Annotated in this window: 18 protein-coding genes; 12 read left to right on the forward strand and 6 right to left on the reverse strand. The window is 71.7% G+C overall.

Features of this window, described 5'->3' with window-relative positions:
* The first annotated feature begins 95 nt into the window (after positions 1 to 95).
* The 4 genes from RM609_RS24745 (at position 96) to RM609_RS24760 (ending at position 4123) form a co-directional block, all read left to right on the forward strand.
* Positions 96 to 1052, forward strand: a complete 957-nt coding sequence (locus RM609_RS24745) for an ROK family protein (RefSeq protein ID WP_311613756.1) — start codon at positions 96 to 98, stop codon at positions 1050 to 1052.
* Complete coding sequence (nagA, locus tag RM609_RS24750) at positions 1049 to 2203, forward strand: N-acetylglucosamine-6-phosphate deacetylase (protein WP_311613757.1); 1155 nt, start codon at positions 1049 to 1051, stop codon at positions 2201 to 2203. The genes RM609_RS24745 and nagA overlap by 4 nt, the downstream gene beginning before the upstream one ends.
* Before the next feature lie 125 nt (positions 2204 to 2328).
* Positions 2329 to 3249 carry a 1-phosphofructokinase family hexose kinase gene (locus RM609_RS24755; RefSeq protein ID WP_311613758.1) on the forward strand — a complete coding sequence of 307 codons (921 nt, stop codon included), beginning with the start codon at positions 2329 to 2331 and terminating at the stop codon, positions 3247 to 3249.
* 49 nt (positions 3250 to 3298) lie between these two features.
* Positions 3299 to 4123, forward strand: coding sequence for a class II fructose-bisphosphate aldolase (locus RM609_RS24760; protein WP_311613759.1), 825 nt, complete (start codon positions 3299 to 3301; stop codon positions 4121 to 4123).
* On the opposite strand, the gene RM609_RS24765 is transcribed toward RM609_RS24760, so the two are convergent.
* Both RM609_RS24765 and cdgB read right to left on the reverse strand, forming a co-directional pair.
* Positions 4116 to 5075 (reverse strand): carbohydrate-binding protein, encoded by a 960-nt coding sequence (locus RM609_RS24765; protein WP_311613760.1) that lies wholly within the window; start codon positions 5073 to 5075, stop codon positions 4116 to 4118. The genes RM609_RS24760 and RM609_RS24765 overlap by 8 nt on opposite strands.
* Positions 5076 to 5197: 122 nt before the next feature.
* Complete coding sequence (gene cdgB / locus RM609_RS24770; RefSeq protein WP_311613761.1) at positions 5198 to 7018, reverse strand: diguanylate cyclase CdgB; 1821 nt, start codon at positions 7016 to 7018, stop codon at positions 5198 to 5200.
* A gap of 395 nt (positions 7019 to 7413) precedes the next feature.
* Here cdgB and RM609_RS24775 point away from each other — a divergent pair, with 395 nt between their 5' ends.
* Positions 7414 to 7977: a flavin reductase family protein gene (locus RM609_RS24775; protein ID WP_311613882.1), complete on the forward strand. Its 564-nt coding sequence runs from the start codon at positions 7414 to 7416 to the stop codon at positions 7975 to 7977.
* A 26-nt stretch (positions 7978 to 8003) separates the two neighbouring features.
* Here RM609_RS24775 and arfB read toward each other — a convergent pair whose 3' ends face one another.
* The gene (gene arfB / locus RM609_RS24780) at positions 8004 to 8432 is read right to left on the reverse strand and encodes an alternative ribosome rescue aminoacyl-tRNA hydrolase ArfB (RefSeq protein WP_311613762.1); all 429 of its coding nucleotides are present in this window, start codon (positions 8430 to 8432) and stop codon (positions 8004 to 8006) included.
* Positions 8433 to 8654: 222 nt separating this feature from the next.
* Between arfB and RM609_RS24785 the strand changes: the two genes are divergently transcribed.
* Positions 8655 to 9230 carry a TerD family protein gene (locus RM609_RS24785; protein ID WP_311613763.1) on the forward strand — a complete coding sequence of 192 codons (576 nt, stop codon included), beginning with the start codon at positions 8655 to 8657 and terminating at the stop codon, positions 9228 to 9230.
* 78 nt (positions 9231 to 9308) lie between these two features.
* Here the strand turns inward: RM609_RS24785 and RM609_RS24790 are convergent, their stop codons facing one another.
* Both RM609_RS24790 and RM609_RS24795 read right to left on the reverse strand, forming a co-directional pair.
* Entirely contained in the window at positions 9309 to 9962 is a 654-nt protein-coding gene (locus tag RM609_RS24790; RefSeq protein WP_311613883.1) for an NAD(P)-dependent oxidoreductase, read from the reverse strand.
* Between the two features lie 17 nt (positions 9963 to 9979).
* Complete coding sequence (locus RM609_RS24795) at positions 9980 to 10834, reverse strand: EamA family transporter (protein WP_438828525.1); 855 nt, start codon at positions 10832 to 10834, stop codon at positions 9980 to 9982.
* 99 nt (positions 10835 to 10933) lie between these two features.
* Here RM609_RS24795 and RM609_RS24800 point away from each other — a divergent pair, with 99 nt between their 5' ends.
* Together RM609_RS24800 and RM609_RS24805 are read left to right on the forward strand one after the other, a co-directional pair.
* On the forward strand, positions 10934 to 11431 hold the full coding sequence (locus RM609_RS24800) for a MarR family winged helix-turn-helix transcriptional regulator (protein ID WP_311613765.1): 498 nt from the start codon (positions 10934 to 10936) through the stop codon (positions 11429 to 11431).
* 93 nt (positions 11432 to 11524) lie between these two features.
* Positions 11525 to 11716, forward strand: coding sequence for an antitoxin (locus RM609_RS24805; protein WP_311613766.1), 192 nt, complete (start codon positions 11525 to 11527; stop codon positions 11714 to 11716).
* 12 nt (positions 11717 to 11728) lie between these two features.
* Here RM609_RS24805 and RM609_RS24810 read toward each other — a convergent pair whose 3' ends face one another.
* Positions 11729 to 12388 (reverse strand): GNAT family N-acetyltransferase, encoded by a 660-nt coding sequence (locus RM609_RS24810; protein ID WP_311613767.1) that lies wholly within the window; start codon positions 12386 to 12388, stop codon positions 11729 to 11731.
* A 225-nt stretch (positions 12389 to 12613) separates the two neighbouring features.
* Between RM609_RS24810 and RM609_RS24815 the strand changes: the two genes are divergently transcribed.
* From RM609_RS24815 to RM609_RS24830, 4 genes are all read left to right on the forward strand, one after another.
* Positions 12614 to 14167: a M4 family metallopeptidase gene (locus tag RM609_RS24815; RefSeq protein ID WP_438828531.1), complete on the forward strand. Its 1554-nt coding sequence runs from the start codon at positions 12614 to 12616 to the stop codon at positions 14165 to 14167.
* A 111-nt stretch (positions 14168 to 14278) separates the two neighbouring features.
* Positions 14279 to 14773 carry a hypothetical protein gene (locus tag RM609_RS24820; protein ID WP_311613769.1) on the forward strand — a complete coding sequence of 165 codons (495 nt, stop codon included), beginning with the start codon at positions 14279 to 14281 and terminating at the stop codon, positions 14771 to 14773.
* Between the two features lie 83 nt (positions 14774 to 14856).
* Positions 14857 to 15870, forward strand: a complete 1014-nt coding sequence (locus tag RM609_RS24825) for a zinc-binding dehydrogenase (RefSeq protein WP_311613884.1) — start codon at positions 14857 to 14859, stop codon at positions 15868 to 15870.
* A gap of 144 nt (positions 15871 to 16014) precedes the next feature.
* Entirely contained in the window at positions 16015 to 17499 is a 1485-nt protein-coding gene (locus tag RM609_RS24830; protein ID WP_311613770.1) for an MFS transporter, read from the forward strand.
* Positions 17500 to 17515 lie beyond the last annotated feature (16 nt).

Here is a 17515-nt window from a genome sequence, read left to right on the forward strand (position 1 = left end):
CCCCCCCCCCCGCCCCCGACCCACGACGCACCGGCAGCCGCCCACACCGGCGAGTGGACTAGACCTTTCATGCCCGTAAGGGCGAAACTACAGACGTGAAACACGTCATCGCCCTGGACGTAGGCGGCACCGCCATCAAGGCCGCGCTGGTCGCCCCGGACCACACCCTGCTGTACGAGACCCGCAGGCCGACCGAGCGCGCCAAGGGCCCCGAAGCCGTCGTGGCCGGCATCCTCGCCCTCGCCGCCGACCTCCGCGAGCACGGCCGCCGCGCGTACGGGGAGCCGGCCGCCGCGGCCGGCATCGCCGTACCCGGCATCGTGGACACCGCCACCGGCACCGCCGTCTACGCCGCCAACCTCGGCTGGCGCGACCTCCCCCTCCGCGACCGCCTCGGCGACCGCCTGGCCGGCACCCCCGTCGCCCTCGGCCACGACGTCCGCGCCGGCGGCCTCGCCGAGGGCCGCATCGGCGCGGGCCGGGGCGCCGACCGTTTCCTCTTCGTACCGCTGGGCACCGGCATCGCCGGGGCGATAGGCATCGACGGCCGCATCGAGGCGGGCGCCCACGGCTACGCGGGCGAGATCGGCCACATCGCGGTACGCCGCGGCGCCGAACCCGACGCCCTCGACTGCGGCTGCGGCGGCCGCGGCTGCCTGGAGACGATCGCCTCCGCGTCGGCGGTCAGCCGCGCCTGGGCGGAGGCGAGCGGCGACCCCGCCGCCGACGCCGCGGACTGCGCCAAGGCCGTGGCGTCCGGCGACCCGCGCGCCGGGAAGGTGTGGCGGCACGCGGTGGACGCCCTCGCCGACGGCCTGGTGACGGCCCTGACCCTGCTCGACCCGCGCGTGCTGATCATCGGCGGCGGCCTGGCCGAGGCGGGGGACACCCTCTTCACCCCCCTGCGCGCGGCGGTGGCCGAGCGCGTCACCTTCCAGAAGCTCCCCCGGATCGTCCCGGCGGCCCTCGGGGACACCGCGGGCTGCCTGGGCGCGGGCCTGCTCGCCTGGGACCTTCTCGCAACGGAAACCATGGAGGTATCCGCCCGATGACCGAACGAACGGTTCTCACCGGCGCCCGCGTAGTGCTGCCGACCGGAGTGGCGGAGGGGAGCCGCGTAACGATCGAGGGCGACCGCATCGCGGCGAACCGGCCCCAGGAAGCCGGAGGCATCGACCTGACGGGCCACTGGATCGTCCCCGGCTTCGTGGACATCCACGTCCACGGCGGCGGCGGCGCGTCCTTCTCGTCCGGCGACGCCGAAGAGGCGCTCACCGCGATCCGCACCCACCGCGCCCACGGCACCACCACGATCGTCGCCTCGACGGTCACGGGCGACCTGGACGACCTGGCCCGGCAGGCGGCGACCCTCGCCGAGCTGACCGAGCAGGGCGACCTGGCAGGCATCCACTTCGAGGGCCCGTTCATCTCCCCGCACCGCTGCGGCGCGCACCAGCCGGAGCTCCTCCGCGACCCGGACCCGGCGGACGTCCGCAAGCTCGTCGACGCGGCGCGCGGCGCGGCGCGGATGATGACGCTGGCGCCGGAGCTGGAGGGCGGCCTGGAGTCGGTCCGCCTTCTGGCCGAGCACGGCGTCATCGCGGCCGTCGGCCACACGGACTCGACGTACGAGGCGACCCTGGAGGCCATCGACGCGGGCGCGACGGTCGCCACGCACCTGTTCAACGCGATGCCGTCGCTGCTGCACCGCGCGCCCGGCCCGATCGCGGCGCTGCTGGAGGACGAGCGGGTCACGGTCGAGCTGATCAACGACGGCACGCACCTCCACCCCGCCGCCCTCCAGCTGGCCTTCAGGCAGGCCGGCGCCGACCGGGTCGCGTTCATCACGGACGCGATGGGCGCGGCGGGCATGAGCGACGGGATGTATCCGCTGGGCCCGATGAGCGTCGAGGTCAAGGACGGCGTGGCGCGGATCGCGGACGGCCCGACGGCCGGCTCGATCGCGGGCTCGACGCTCACCCTCGACACGGCGTTCAAGCGCGCGGTGACGGTCGACCGGCTGCCGGTCGAGGACGCGGTACGGGCCCTGTCGACGACCCCGGCGCGGCTGCTGGGCCTGTCGGACCGGGTCGGCGCCATCGAAGCGGGCAAGGACGCGGACCTGGTCGTCCTGAACGGGACGTTCGACCTCGTCGGCGTGATGCGCAAGGGTGAATGGCTGGTTAAGCCGGAAGTGCGGTAATTCTCCTCCCACTTCATCGAGGGCGGTGGGTCCAGGGTCTGGGCCTGCCGCCCTCGCTTTGGCATGATCGCTGGCGCAACCACCACTGCCGCCCGCTGTCGCCCCGGTCGAGGAGAGAGGCGCCGATGATCCTCACGGTCACGCTCAACGCCGCGCTCGATCTGACCTACCGCGTCCCCCGGTTGCTCCCGCAGACCTCGCACCGCGTCCGGCACTCGGCCGAACGACCGGGCGGCAAGGGCGTGAACGTCGCGCGGGTGCTGGCCGCGCTGGGCCACGAGACGGTGGTCACCGGCTTCGCGGGCGGCGCCACGGGCGACACCCTGCGCCGGCTCCTCGCGGAGTCGGCGGGTCCGCTGACCGACGCGCTGGTGCCCATCACCGGCGCGACGCGCCGCACGGTGGCCGTCGTGGACGACTCGACGGGCGACGCGACGCAGCTCAACGAGGCGGGCCCGGACGTCACTCCGGCCGAGTGGGCCGCCTTCGACGACCGTTACGGCCACCTCCTGCGCGACGCGAAGGCCGTCGCCCTGTGCGGCAGCCTGCCGCCCGGCGTCCCCGTCGGCGCCTACGCGCACCTGATCCGCCAGGCCCGCGCCCGGCACGTGCCCGTCCTCCTCGACACCAGCGGCGAGCCCCTGCGGCGCGGCATCGCCGCCCGCCCGGACATCGTCAAGCCCAACGCCGCCGAACTGGCCGCGCTGACGGGCTCCACGGACCCCCTCCCCGCGGCCCTGGACGCCCGCCGCCGCGGCGCCCACGCCGTCGCGGCGTCCCTGGGCCCCGAGGGGATACTGGCCATCACCCCCGACGGCACCTGGCGCGCCACCCCGCCGGCGCCGCTGCGGGGCAACCCCACGGGCGCGGGCGACTCGGCCGTCGCGGGCCTCCTCTCGGGCCTGACGGAGGGCCTGTCCTGGCCGGACCGCCTGATACGCGCGGTGGCCCTGTCGGCGGCGACGGTCCGGGCACCGGGGGCGGGCGAGTTCGACGCGGGCGCGTACGAGGAGTTGAGGGCGGGCATACGGGTCGAAGCGCTGTGAGAGTCCGGGGGGAGCCCCGGTCAAGGCCACAGAAGGGCGAAGAAGCGTCATGCCACTGACCCGCACCGCAGACCTGATGACCGCAGGCGGAACCGTGATGGCCTTCAACGTCATCACCGTCGAACACGCCGAAGCCATCGCGCTCGGCGCGGAGGCAGCCGGCGCCCCGGCCATCCTCCAGATCTCCGAGAACGCCGTGAGGTTCCACGGCGGGAACCTGGCCCCCATCGCCGCCGCGACGGCGGCGGTGGCCCGCGCATCGACGACCCCGCTCGCCCTCCACCTGGACCACGTCGAAAGCGTGGACCTCCTCCACGCCGCGCACGCCCACGACTTCGGCTCGGTCATGTTTGACGCGTCGAAACTGCCCTACGGCGACAACGTGAAGGCCACGTCCTCCGCCGCCCGCTGGGCACACGAACGAGGCCTCTGGCTGGAGGCGGAGATCGGCCGCATCGGCGGCAAGGCGGGCGACGCCCACACCCCCGGCATCCGCACCGACCCGGCCGAGGCGGCCGCCTACGTGGCCGACACGGGCGTGGACGCCCTGGCCGTGGCAGTAGGCAGCACCCACGCCATGACCGAACGCACAGCCACCCTCGACCACACCCTCATCGCGACCCTCGCCGCCACCGTCCCGGTCCCGCTGGTCCTCCACGGCTCCTCGGGCGTTCCGGACGCGGAAATCCGCCGTGCCATCGCTGCCGGCATAAAGAAAATCAACGTCGGAACAGCCCTGAACACGGCCTACACGGACGCGGTACGAGCCTTCCTGGAGGCCCACACGTCAGCAGTTGATCCCCGGAAATACCTCGCCCCCGCTCGCGAGGCGATGGCGGGGGCGGTGGCGGGGTTCCTGCGGGTCGTCAGCTGATCCAGACCTGGTCGAGGTGGGACTCGCACTGGTCGCCCGGCTCGCAGGAGAACTTGAGGGTGTTGGTGCCCTTGTTGAGCGACACCTGGACCCAGCTGGTGAACCAGCCGTTCTCCCAGTCACCAGGCTTGGCGCCGTAGTTCTTCATCTTGATGGAGCTGAAGGTCTTGTTGCCGTTCGCCCACGTGGTGAGGGTGGCGTCCTTGCCGGGAACGCCGTAGCGCAGGTTCAGCCGGTAGTCCCCGGCCTTCTCGACGTCCACGGTCCATTCGACGGCCGCACCCGGCTGGTTCATGCCGGTGATGTAGACGCCCCCGTCGGCCTGGGCGCCCTTCACGGTCTTCTCCGTGGTGGCACCGCCGCTCAGCCGGAGGTTCGACGCGTCACGCTTCGTCTGGGCATTGACCGAAGGATTCTTCGGCCCCTCGTCCTTGTCCTTCTTTTTCTTCGCGTCGTCGCCGCCCTTGGCCGGGTCGCCGCCGGGCTTCTCCTCGCCGCCCGCCGTCGTCTGCTTGTCGTCGGACGAGCTGTTCGTCAGCATCGCCACGCCGATGCCGCCCGCGACCACGAGCACGACCGCTATCGCCGCTATGAGCAGCCCCCGCCGCCGCGGCGCCGGCGCGGTCGCGCCGTGCCCGCCGCGCACGGGCGCCTGGCCCTGCGTGGGTGTGCCGCCCAGCGTCTCCGGAGCCGCGTAGTGCGGGTTCGGTCCGGCCGGGCGGGGCGCGGTCGAGCCGATGCCCTGTGCGCCGCCGTATGTGCGCGAGCCCACAGGCCGTACCTGGTTGTAGGACGTGCGGGGAACGCCCGGCTGATAGGCGGCGGGCTGCTGCTGACCACCCTCGGTGGACCCGCCGCCCTCCGAGCGGTACAGGTAGCCGAACGGGTCGTCGTTCTCCGGCGCGCCGGACGCGCCGGAACCGGTGCCTGTGCCGTTGTTACCGGCCGTCATCCCCTGTCACTCCCCATATCCCACATGGTGTCCCCGTCGGCTGTGCCGCATCGGCGAAGCGTACCCCGAGTGGGTGGTTTCACGCCGTGCACCCGAGATCGGGGGGCCGGGCAAACCGGCACTCATCCGGCGCGTCTTCCCGCCTTCGCCCGTGCCCGCTTCTCCATGTACATCCGCTGGTCGGCGGAGTGCAGCACCTCGTCCGCGCTCATGCCGCACCCGGCCCAGCCGATTCCGAAACTCGCCCCCACCCGGACGGCCCGGCCATCGACCCTTATGGGAGGAATGATGGCATTTCTCAGCCGGACGGCAAGATCCTCCGCATCGGCGAGGGCCAGCCCGTCCGCGAGGACGACGAACTCGTCGCCGCCGAGCCGGGCGACCGTGTCGCCCTCCCGCACGCCGTTGCTCAGCCGCCGGGCGACCTCTATGAGCACCGCGTCGCCCGTGTGGTGCCCGAACCGGTCGTTGATCAGCTTGAAGCCGTCGAGGTCGCAGAAGAGGACGGCCAGGCCCTTGGTGCCGTCGTCGGCGTCCTCGTCCGGGGCGATCGCGTGCTCGTGGTGGTCGTAGGCGTGGCCGTGGCCGTAGCCGACGGAGAACCCCGGGCCGCCGCCGTAGTCCTCGGGCGGGAAGTCCGGCGCGTAGTCGGGACCGGTGTCGGAGCCGAAGCCGTGGCCATGACCGCCATGGGCGCCGCCCGGCGCGAGAGCGCCCACGCGGCCCACAGCGCCCCCCGCACCCGCCGGCAGCGCCTCCGGCACATACGCCGCGCTCTCCACGCTCGCGACCTCCGCGAAGCCGTCGAGCGCCCCGTACGGGCCGGCGGCCGCCGCCGCGTGGGTCTCGCTGCCGGGCGGGCGGCCGCAGAGCCGGCTGCTGAGGCGGGCGCGGAGCTCGGCGCTGTTGGGCAGGCCGGTCAGGGAGTCGTGGCTGGCGCGGTGGGCGAGCTGGAGCTCATGCCGCTTGCGCTCCTCGATGTCCTCCACATGGGTGAGCAGGAAGCGCGGGCCGTCGGCGGCGTCGGCCACGACCGAGTTGCGCAGCGAGACCCAGACGAACGTGCCGTCGCGCCGCGCCAGCCGCAGCTCGGCGCGGCCGCCCTCGGCGGAGGTGCGGAGCAGGGTGCCTATGTCCTCGGGGTGGACGAGGTCGGCGAAGGAGTAGCGGCGCATCTGGGAGGCGGAGCGGCCGAGCAGCCGGCACAGCGCGTCGTTGGTGCGGTGGAGGCGGCCGTGCTGGTCGCCGCCCATTTCGGCGATGGCCATCCCGCTCGGCGCATATTCGAACGCCTGTCGGAAGCTCTCCTCGCTGGCCCGCAGCGCCTGCTGTTCCCGCTCGAGCCGGACCAGAGCGCGCTGCATATTTGCGCGTAGACGAGCGTTACTGATCGCAATCGCTGCTTGCGACGCATACATCTGAAGAGCCTCTCGGCCCCATGCGCCGGGTCTGCGCCCATTGCTCGGTTTGTCCACGGATATGACGCCGAGCAGTTCGCCGCCGGAGGGGCCCGTGGAGTACATCGGGGCGAAGAGCCGGTCCATCGGGTGCCACTCGTCCGCGAAGCGCGGCGCGGGGCCGGCGGTGTGCCACTGGGGGACGTCGTCGTCGTCGAGGACCCAGCCCTCGGTGTACGGGATGAAGCGCAGATCGCCCCACTCGTCGCCCATCGCCAGCCGCCGCTCCCATGACACGCGCGAGCCGACACGCCCCGCCATCAGGGCCTCCGCGCTGGCGCTCCCGGCCACGGCGGCGACGACCAGGTCACCGTCCGGGCGGACGAGGTTGATGGCGGAGAGCTCGTAGCCGAGCCCGGACACGACACCGTCGGCGACGGTCTGCAAGGTGTCCGCGAGGCTGCGCGCGGTGTTCAGGTCCGCGATCGCCCGATGGACCTGTTTCAGTGTGGCCAGGCGGACATACGGCTCCGACTCGGTCTCCATAGCTCGCTCTCCCCCGAGACCTCGACAGCAAACTCCAGGCTTCTTGTTCGTCCGATTACCCGGCCACTGAATCACAGCGAGCTGACCACCCGGTACACAGGGTCAACAATTACCGCCCTCTGTGACTCATGTCACAGGTGACGTTGAAGTCGCGCCTCTGGCGTTCGAGCGCGCTCTTATGCTTAATGAACGCAAATTCGACGGCCCGGAAAAGACACGAACGGACATGATCAGATCTCTTCCGGACCGATTCCCACGCGGACGTACGCGCACAGGCTCTCAGGACCTAGGACCGGTCCGGAACCCCGATTGGTCCCCCGGCCCGATGCGTCTCATCCTCCGGGACGGCTAGCGTTCGAGGCGTGTTGCAGACGACTTCGCCCACCGAGACCGGCATAGCCCATCCTGTTGGAGTGACCGCCGAGCCCGAAACCCACCACGAGGGCCGCCCCGAGGGGGTGGCCGCCGACGAATTCCGCGCCGCCCTGACCCGGCTGGCGGCCGGTGTCGTGCTGGTGACCGCGCACGACCCGGAGGACGGCCCCCGCGGCGAGGACGTCGGCATGACGGCCACCGCCTTCGTGTCCGTCTCCCTGGAGCCGCCCCTGGTGATGGTGAGCGTCCGCAACGGCTCCCGCATGGACGACCTGCTGGAGCGGCAGCCCCTGTGGGCGGTCTCCGTGCTCGCCGAGGGCCAGCGCCACATCGCGGGCCGTTTCGCCATGAAGGGCCGCGTCAGCGACCGGCTCCTCTTCGCGGACGTCCCCCACGAGCGCGGCGCGGTCAGCGGCGCTCTCCTGATCGAGGGCACCCTGGCCGTCCTTGAATGCCGCACCGAGCAGCGCGTGGTGGCCGGAGACCACACGCTCGTCATCGGACGGGTGCTCCGGGCGAACACGCCCGCCACCGAGAGCGGCCCGCTCACATACTTCCGAGGGCGCTACCGCCACCTGGACTGACAGCGAGCGGTTGCCGCCGACCCCGGTCAGTGCCAATCGCGCCCGGAACGCCCCTTTTTGGTGTCGGCGCGCTGCTTCTTCTCGCGCAGCCGCCGCTCATTGATGCCACGCGGGATCTTCGTGGCCCGCCGCGGCTTCGGCGGCGGCGCGCTCGCCTCGGCCAGCAGCGCCGCCAGCCGCACGGCGGCCGTCTCGCGGTTCCGCCACTGCGAGCGGTGTTCGGAGGCCCGGACGGTCACGACGCCGTCGACGAGCCGACCCGCGAGCCGCTCCAGCGCGCGCTCCTTCCACACCTCCGGCAGCGCGTTCGTCGCCGCGAGGTCGAAGCGCAGCTCGACCTGGCTGTCGCTCGTGTTGACGTGCTGCCCGCCCGGCCCGGAGGAACGCGAGAAGCGCCACATGAGCTCGGCCTCGGGGAGGGAGACGGAGCCGCGGATGACGTGAGGACCGGACATGCGTCCATGTTCCCCTGGCGGACGCGGACACGTCACCTCGTTTTGCGCGGGACGAGCCGGGACGGGCCGGGACGAGCCAAGGACCGGGTCGCCGTCAGGAACCGGCAAAGAAAGTAAAGCGGAATGGAACCCCGGGTCCCCCACATGGCGTTATCAGGGGTGTGACGGCGGCCTGGAGCGCGCCGCCAGCCGACGCAGAAGCAGAAGAAAGGGACCCATCCCATGGCTGTAAGCCTGTCCAAGGGCGGCAACGTCTCCCTCACCAAGGAGGCCCCGGGCCTGACGGCCGTCACGGTCGGCCTCGGCTGGGACGTCCGCACCACCACCGGCACCGACTTCGACCTCGACGCCAGCGCCATCGCCGTGAACGCGGGCGGCCGGGTCTACTCCGACGGCCACTTCGTCTTCTTCAACAACAAGTCGACGCCGGACCAGACCATCGTCCACACCGGTGACAACACCACCGGCCAGGGCGAGGGCGACGACGAGCAGATCAATGTGAACCTGGCGGCCCTCCCGGCCGACATCACCAAGATCGTCTTCCCGGTCTCCATCTACGACGCCGCGGCCCGCTCGCAGAACTTCGGCCAGGTCCGCAACGCCTACATCCGCATCGTCAACCAGGCCGGCGGCGCCGAGATCGCCCGCTACGACCTCAGCGAGGACGCGGCCACCGAGACGGCCATGGTCTTCGGCGAGCTCTACCGCAACGGCGCCGAGTGGAAGTTCCGCGCCGTCGGCCAGGGCTACGCGTCCGGCCTCGTCGGCATCGCCCAGGACTTCGGCGTCAACGTCTGACGACGCCCGGCCCACAGAGCCGACGGAGGGCCGCACCACGCCGCACAGCGGGACGGTGCGGCCCTCCGCACATCCACTTCAGTACGCGACGGTGAACCGCGCCCGCCGGTGCCCGGGCCGCTCGGCCTCGTCCAGCAGGGCCACGGCCAGGTCCTCCATGGAGACGGCCGAGCTCCCGGCGCCGTCGACGAGCAGTTCGTCGCGGCCCAGCCGGTAGGCGCCCGTCCGCTCGCCCGGCTCCAGCAGCGCCGGCGGGCTCAGATACGTCCAGTCCACGCCCGCGCCGGCGGCACGGACGGCGGCCAGTTGCTCGACGCAGGCCAGCGCGATGGGCCGCCACGACTCGGGGACGTACGCCGGGTCGTCGACGACGAGGGTACGGCCGCCCGTGCCCGGCACGGAGAGGTTCCCCGCGCCGCCGACGAGCAGCAGCCGGGTGCCGGCTTCCGCGACACCGGCCAGCAGGGCCTTCGCCATGGCGGCGAGCTCGCCCTCCTGCCCCGGGGCGGGCCGGGTGGCGCCGATGACCACGTCCTGCCCGGCGCTCAAGGCAGCGACATCCTCAGCGTTTCCCGCATCGCCGACGCGTATTTCCACTGCCTCGGGCAGCCCCGCCGCCCGCCCCCGGGCCGGGTCGCGGACGACGGCGGTGACGGCATGCCCCCGGGCCAGGGCCTCGGCCACGACGCGGCGTCCGACGTTCCCGGCCGCGCCGATGACGGTGATGCGCAGGGTCTTTCCCATGACTTTCAGCCCTTCTGAGCGAGTTGACGAGGTTTGAACTGTGCCTGCGCCAGAACCAGGGCGCCCAGGACGACCAACCCGCCCAGTCCCTGTGCGACGGTGAGGGACTGGCCGAGCGCGAGCCAGCCGACCGCCGTGGCGACGACGGGGCTCAGCAGCCCGAGGAAGGTGACGTCCGTGGCGGGCAGCGCCCGTATCCCCCGGAACCACAGCACGTAGGCGAACGCGGAGCCGACAACGGCCAGATAGCCGTACCCGGCGATGTTCCCGGCGGTGAGCGACGTGGGCGGCGCGCCTTCCACGACGAGGGCGACCGGGACCAGCAGCACGCCTCCGGCGACGAGCTGCCAGCCCGTCGCGGCGAGCGGCGACACGTCCGAGGCCCAGCGCTTGCTGAGCACGACGCCGGTGGCCATCACCACCGCGCCGCCGACCGCGGCCGCCACCCCGATCCCGTCGAGCCGGGCGTCGGCCCGCAGGACGAGCATGCTGACGCCGGCCACGCCCACCGCGCCAGCGATCACCGTGCGCAGGGAGAGCCGCTCCCCCAGCAGTCCGGTGGAGAGCCCGGCGGCCAGCAGGGGCTGCACCGCCCCGATGGTGGCGGCGACCCCGCCGGGCAGCCGGTACGCGGCGACGAACAGCAGCGCGAAGAACGCCCCGATGTTGAGCGCCCCCAGCACCAGCGCCCGCCACCACCACGCGCCCTTCGGCAGCCGCCGGGTCACCGCCACCAGGGCGAGCCCCGCGGGCAGCGCCCGTACGACCGCCGCCAGCAGCGGCCGGCCGGGCGGCAGGAACTCGGTGGTGACGGCATAGGTGGTGCCCCAGATGGCGGGCGCCAGAGCGGTGAGGAACACGATCCCGAGGCGATTGCTTAGCACTAAGCCAATATAACTCAGCGCTAAGCTATCGGTGAGTGATCTACCTCACCGCTAAGGCATTGCTAGGCTGGGGCCGTGGCAGATCACGTCGACCGAGTACTGGACCAGTGGGCGCGAGAGCGGCCCGACCTGGACGCCTCCCCCATGGCCGTGATCGGCCGCCTGAACCGGCTGCACCAGCTGGTCGGCGCCGAGCTCCGGCGCACGTTCGCCGCGCACGACCTGGACGGCGCCTCCTTCGACGTCCTCGCCACCCTCCGCCGCAACGGCCCCCCGTACCGCCTCACCCCGGCCGAGCTGATGCGCTCGTCGATGGTCACTTCCGGTGCCATCACCCAGCGCCTCGACCGCCTGGAGGCCCGTGGCCTCGTCACCCGCACCCGCAGCGACCACGACGGCCGCAGCGTCGTCGTCTCCCTCACGGACGAGGGCCGCGCCCTCATCGACCGCGTCCTCCCGGACCACCTCGCCACGGAGGAACGTCTCCTGGCGGCCCTGAGCCCGGCCGAGCGGGAGGCGCTGACGGGATCGCTGCGGGTCCTGCTGGAGTCGCTGGGCGACAGGACGGGCTGAGGCGGAGCCCTGGGATGCGGCGAGCCCTGGGATGCGGCGCGGCCGGAACGCGGCGATCCTGAAGGCGTCAGGCGTTCCGTAAGGAGGACAACCATGTCCATGCTCGACAAGCTCAAGGACATGCTCAAGGGGCATGAGGACACAGCCCGCCAGGGCGTCGACAAGGCCGGCGACGCGTTCGACGAGAGGACGGGGAACAAGTACCAGAGCCAGGTCGACGAGGCGCAGCGAAGGATCAACGAACAGCTCGGCACCCAGGAGCGGAAGCCGGACGACCAGCCGTAGCCACGGCCCCCCTCACCACAGCCTGTCGATCTCACCCGGGTAGAGCCCGATCCGGGCGTCCCGGAACGACGCGGCGCCCCGCCGCCCCCGCTCGGTGAAGAAGCCCGCCATCGTGACCTTGTCGAATCCCGGGCGGTCGCTGGGGAAGGGGGCCTCAGGGGTGCCCCCGACGAGCACGGCGCCCTCCAGTACGCGCCAGCCGGCCCCTTCGTAGAAGCCCCGCAGGGGGCGGTCGCAGGTGAAGATTCCAAGGTCCGCACCGCTTTTCGCGATGATTTCACGGGCGGCAGCCACGAGCTGTCGCCCGTGTCCTTTGCCCTGGTGCGCCTCGGCCGTGACGACCGAACTCAGGCCCGCCGCCCGGTAACGGACGCCTTCGTGCTCGATGTCCTTCGACAGGACGTCGAGCACCGCCGTGACTTCACCATCCGGAGTTACCAGCAGTATCGTCAGCGGATTCAACGCGGGGTCGTGCGGGATTCCGCCCAGTCCGGGCCACGCTTCTTCTCGCAACGCGTGTGCCTGTATGCGGAATTGCTTCGGAACGTAGTCCTCCGCGTACATTCCGATATCCATTCCCGCCACCCCTTTCACTCCGTTCAACTGCCCTTCCTCACCAGTTGAACACAACGTGTTCGGCCCCCAACTCACCGCATAGCGGATCCAATCCACCGCTCAGCGTTTACCAACAGATCAAATCCTTGTTGCGCCCCTGTCAATCTCTGGCCATCGATGGCACGCTCTCCTCAATTCGCTCCTGCATCACTCCTGACGCAACGGTGCGGCCCTCGCTCGGGCTGCCCGTAACCCCCCTCTTAGGAGATCGAGTTGAGAAGCAACACCGCCACCCCCCGCAAGAACTCCCTGCGTGCCGCCGCACTTGTCGCCTCCGCCGCCATGGTGGTCATCGGCGTGCAGTCGGGTTCCGCGAACGCGTCGGCCGACAAGGCCCAGGGCGGACAGCAGTTGACGCTGTCGGCCGGGCAGCGGTCCTCCGCGATCCAGGAGGCACAGGGCGGGGCGGCCTCGACCGCCGCCAAGATCGGCCTCGACGCCGACAAGGAGAAGCTGGTCGTCCGTGACGTCGTGAAGGACGCCGACGGCACCGTGCACACGCGCTACGAGCGCACGTACGAGGGTCTGCCGGTGCTCGGCGGCGACCTGGTGGTGCACCAGAAGAAGAGCGGCGCCCGTGACGTCACCAAGGCGACCGACGCCAAGATAGCCGTGCCCAGCACCACGCCTTCCCTCGCGCCCGCCGCCGCCAAGAAGAGCGCGCTGAGCGTCGCCGCGAGCGAGAAGACCGCGAAGGCCGACGCCGGAAGCGCGCCGCGCAAGGTCATCTGGGCCGCGCAGGGCAAGCCGGTCCTGGCGTACGAAACCGTGGTCACCGGCGTCCAGAAGGACGGCACGCCCAGCAAGTTGCACGTGATCACGGACGCGAACACCGGTGAGAAGCTGTTCCAGGACGAGGCCATCGAGACCGGCACCGGGACCAGCACCTACAGCGGAAAGGTTTCGCTGAACACCACCAAGTCGGGCTCGGGCTACTCGCTCACCGACGGCACCCGCGGCGGCCACAAGACGTACGACCTCAACCAGGGCACCTCCGGCACCGGCGCGCTCTTCACCAACTCCACCGACGTGTGGGGCGGCGGCCGGCAGACCGCCGGTGTCGACGCCCACTACGGCGCGGCCGTCACCTGGGACTTCTACAAGAACGTGCTCGGCCGCACGGGCATCAAGGGCGACGGCAAGGCCGCCTACTCCCGCGTCCACTACGGCAGCGGCTACGTCAACGCCTTCTGGGACGACGAGTGCTTCTGCATGACCTACGGCGACGGCGAGAACGACTCCCACCCGCTGACCGCGCTCGACGTGGCCGCCCACGAGATGAGCCACGGCGTCACCGCCGCCACCGCCAACCTGCGCTACAGCGGTGAGTCCGGCGGTCTGAACGAGGCCACCTCCGACATCTTCGGCACCGCCGCCGAGTTCTACGCCAACAACGCCGCCGACCCGGGCGACTACCTCATCGGCGAGAAGATCGACATCAATGGCGACGGCACCCCGCTGCGCTACATGGACAAGCCGAGCAAGGACGGCCGCTCCAAGGACTACTGGTCGTCCTCCATCGGCAACGTGGACGTCCACTACTCCTCCGGCCCCGCCAACCACTTCTACTACCTGCTGTCCGAGGGCAGCGGTAGCAAGGTCATCGGCGGTGTGAGCTACAACAGCCCCACCTCCGACAACTCCAAGATCACGGGTATCGGCCGGGACAAGGCCACCAAGATCTGGTACAAGGCCCTGACCACGTACTTCACCTCCACCACCAACTACAAGGCCGCCCGCACCGCCACCCTCAAGGCCACCGCGGACCTCTACGGCGCCACCAGCAACGAGTACAAGACGGTCGCCGCCACCTGGTCCGCGATCAACGTGAAGTAGCCCCCACCGCTACGCCCCCACGGGTACACCCCCCTCGGTGCCCCCGTCGCCCCTGTGGCGGCGGGGGCACGCCCGTCGTACGCACCCGCCCGGCATACGTACCATCGAAGCGTGATCGACCTCGGCTACTCCCTATCCCGCCGCTTCCCGGACCCCCCGCAGACGGACTACCGCACCGCCGACGTGCACGCGCTGCGGCACGACCTGTTCTGCGGCGACGTCTATCTGGCCGACGTCAAGGAGGACCGGGAACTGTCCACAGCCTGGGGATGGGTGCCGGTGCTCGACTTCGCCTGGGCGCTGTGCGACACCATGGAGAAGATCGACCGCGATCCCAGGGGCAGCCGTTCGGCGGAGACGCAGTTCGCCGAGCTGGACTTCACCGAGTCCACCGACTGCCTGGTCTTCGAGCGCCGCTTCGGCTGGGTGGAGGTCACGGCCGACTGGGCGCCGGACGACCCGCCGCTGACCTTCGACCACAAGGCCCTGCGCCGCGAAGCCCGCGATTTCCTCCACGACCTGATCGCGGATCTGGCGGACATGCATGAGGGACTCGCCGACAACCCCGTCGTCTGGGACATCCAGAGCCGCTTCCCACGCGTGTGAGCGACCCGGCGCCCCTTGACCTCAATCCCGCTTGCGGTTGAAGACTCGGGACCGTCCCCGTGACGATCTTCGAGGAGAGCGCCATGCACGCCGTCCGTCTGCACGCCTTCGGCCCCGCCGAGAACCTGCGCCACGAGCGCACCGAGGACCCCGTTCCCGGCCCCGGCCAGGTCCGGGTGGCCGTGGCGGCCGCCGGCGTCCATCTCGTCGACACCAGCCAGCGCGCCGGGGACCCCGGCAACCCGTACGGCCTGCCCGAGCTGCCGTCCGTCCCCGGCCGGGAGATCGCGGGCACCGTCGACGCCCTCGGCGAGGGCACCGACCCCCGCTGGCTCGGCCGGCGTGTCGTCGCCCACCTGGGCCGTACCGCCCCCGGCGGCGGCTACGCGGAGCTGGCCGTCGTCGACGCCGCCAGACTCCACGAGCTGCCGGACGGGCTCGCCGAGGACCACGCCATCGCCATGATCGGTACGGGCCGCACCGCGCTCGGCATCCTGGGCTTCACCGAGCTGGGCGAGGACGACGTCGTGGTCGTGACGGCCGCGGCGGGCGGCATCGGCTCGCTGCTCGTGCAGTACGCCAGGAACGCGGGCGCCACCGTCGTCGGGCTGGCCGGCGGGCCGGCCAAGGTCGCGCACGTCGGCGCGCTGGGCGCCGACATCGCCCTCGACTACAAGGACCCCGACTGGGCCGAGCGGGCCCGTACGGCGCTGTGGGGGCGCGCCGCCACGGTCGTGTTCGACGGCGTCGGCGGCCCGGCCGCCCTGGCCGCGATCGATCTGCTGGCGCCCGGCGGGCTCCACCTGGTCTTCGGCTGGTCCGCGCACGGCACGGTCGGCGGCGGGCCACTGGACATCGACCCGGCCCGGCTCGCCGAGCGCGGCATCACCTCACGGAACGTGCTCGGCCCGGCCATGCTGGAACGGTTCGGCGGGGGTGAGACCGGGATGCGGCGGCTGGAGGAGCTGTCCCTCGCGGAGGCCGCGGCGGGGCGCGTCGTACCGGCCGTGCAGCGCTTCCCGCTCGCCGAGGCCGCGGCCGCCCACCGGGCGCTGGAGACGCGCGGCACGATCGGCAAGGTCGTGCTCGTCCCCTGAGCCGCCCGTTCCGGGGTACGCCGAAATACGCCGAACAGGTGGACGATTATCCGTCGAGGGGCGTATGTCACCCGCCAGGCCTAGGCTGGATTGCGAGCTTCTGCACGTCGCGCACGGCGCGTAAGCACGCGAGAGCGGGTACCCATGAGCTCGAACGAGCCCCCCATAGCCGGTTCCGAGACCCCCGAAGCCGACTCCGACCCCCGCCGCTGGTGGGGGCTGGTGGTGATCGCACTGGCGCAGCTGATGGTCGTCCTCGACGCGACCATCGTGAACATCGCTCTCCCCTCGGCCCAGCGTGAGCTCGGGATGACCGACGCCCACCGGCAGTGGGTCATCACCGCCTACTCCCTCGCCTTCGGCGGGCTCCTGCTGCTCGGGGGCAGGATCGCCGACCGTATCGGGCGCAAACGCACCTTCACCCTGGGACTCGTCGGTTTCGCGGTCGCCTCCGCGCTCGGCGGCGCCGCGCACAGCCAGGGCACGCTCTACGCGGCCCGCGCCCTTCAGGGCGTCTTCGCGGCGGTGCTGGCGCCCTCGGCGCTTTCGCTGCTGACGACGACGTTCACGGATCTGCGCGAGCGCGGCAAGGCGTTCGGGATCTACGGCGCCATCGCGGGCGGCGGCGCCGCCATCGGCCTGATCACCGGCGGTCTGCTGACGGAGTACCTGGACTGGCGCTGGTGCCTGTACGTCAACGTACCGATCGCCCTGGTCGCGCTGCTCGGGGCGGTCTGGCTGCTGCGCGACCACCGGCCGCTCCCGGCCGACCGGCCGAGCCTCGACCTGCTCGGGGTGCTGCTGGGCTGCGGCGGGCTCGTGGCCGTCGTGTACGCGTGCAGCGAGGCCGAACCGCACGGCTGGTCCAGCCCGTTGGTCCTCGGCCTGTTGTGCGGCGGAGTGGTACTGCTGGCGGCCTTCGCCCGGTGGCAGACCCGGGCGCGCAGCCCGCTGCTGCCGCCGCGCGTCATCGGTGACCGCAACCGGGGTGGCGCGGTCATGACGATGGCGCTGGCGGTCGTGGGGATGTTCGGGATGTTTCTGTTCATGACCTACTACATGCAGGCCGTGCTCGGATACTCCCCGCTCCGGACCGGGCTGGCCTTTCTGCCGCTGACCGGCGCGATCGTGCTGGCCTCGACGCAGATCTCGGCGCGGCTGATGACCCGGCTGCCGCCCCGGCTGCTGATGGTGCCGGGTGCCCTGCTGGCGGCGACGGGGCTGTTCCTGCTGACCTTCCTGACCCCCGAGCCGGCCTACGCCTCGCACGTCCTGCCCTCCGAGATCCTCGTCGGCCTCGGCATGGGCCTGATCTTCATGCCGGTCGTCAACGTCGCCACGTCCGGGGTGGCACCGCGCGACTCCGGCGTCGCCTCGGCGACAGTGAACACCGCGCAACAGGTGGGGGGTTCGATCGGGACAGCGCTGCTGAACACGATCGCGACGTCGGTGGCCGTCGGTGCCGGTGTCGTGCACGGCTTCGCCGTCGCGATGGGGTGGGGGGCGGGGATCATGCTGATGGCGGCGGTGGTCGCATGGGTGCTCGTCACCGCACGGGCGCCACGGCACGGACAGACCACCCGCGGACCGGCGCACGACTACGACCCGCACCGGATGCGGGTGGTGTGACTGGCCCCACCCCCGG

The organism is Streptomyces hesseae, assembly GCF_031845785.1.
GTDB lineage: Bacteria > Actinomycetota > Actinomycetes > Streptomycetales > Streptomycetaceae > Streptomyces > Streptomyces hesseae.

Coding starts and splice junctions, on each gene's coding strand:
- nagA (WP_311613757.1), top strand. CDS start 1,049: ATGACCGAACGAACGGTTCTCACCGGCGCCCGCGTAGTGCTGCCGACC.
- RM609_RS24755 (WP_311613758.1), top strand. CDS start 2,329: ATGATCCTCACGGTCACGCTCAACGCCGCGCTCGATCTGACCTACCGC.
- RM609_RS24760 (WP_311613759.1), top strand. CDS start 3,299: ATGCCACTGACCCGCACCGCAGACCTGATGACCGCAGGCGGAACCGTG.
- RM609_RS24765 (WP_311613760.1), bottom strand. CDS start 5,075: ATGACGGCCGGTAACAACGGCACAGGCACCGGTTCCGGCGCGTCCGGC.
- cdgB (WP_311613761.1), bottom strand. CDS start 7,018: ATGGAGACCGAGTCGGAGCCGTATGTCCGCCTGGCCACACTGAAACAG.
- arfB (WP_311613762.1), bottom strand. CDS start 8,432: ATGTCCGGTCCTCACGTCATCCGCGGCTCCGTCTCCCTCCCCGAGGCC.
- RM609_RS24785 (WP_311613763.1), top strand. CDS start 8,655: ATGGCTGTAAGCCTGTCCAAGGGCGGCAACGTCTCCCTCACCAAGGAG.
- RM609_RS24805 (WP_311613766.1), top strand. CDS start 11,525: ATGTCCATGCTCGACAAGCTCAAGGACATGCTCAAGGGGCATGAGGAC.
- RM609_RS24815 (WP_438828531.1), top strand. CDS start 12,614: ATGGTGGTCATCGGCGTGCAGTCGGGTTCCGCGAACGCGTCGGCCGAC.
- RM609_RS24825 (WP_311613884.1), top strand. CDS start 14,857: ATGCACGCCGTCCGTCTGCACGCCTTCGGCCCCGCCGAGAACCTGCGC.
- RM609_RS24830 (WP_311613770.1), top strand. CDS start 16,015: ATGAGCTCGAACGAGCCCCCCATAGCCGGTTCCGAGACCCCCGAAGCC.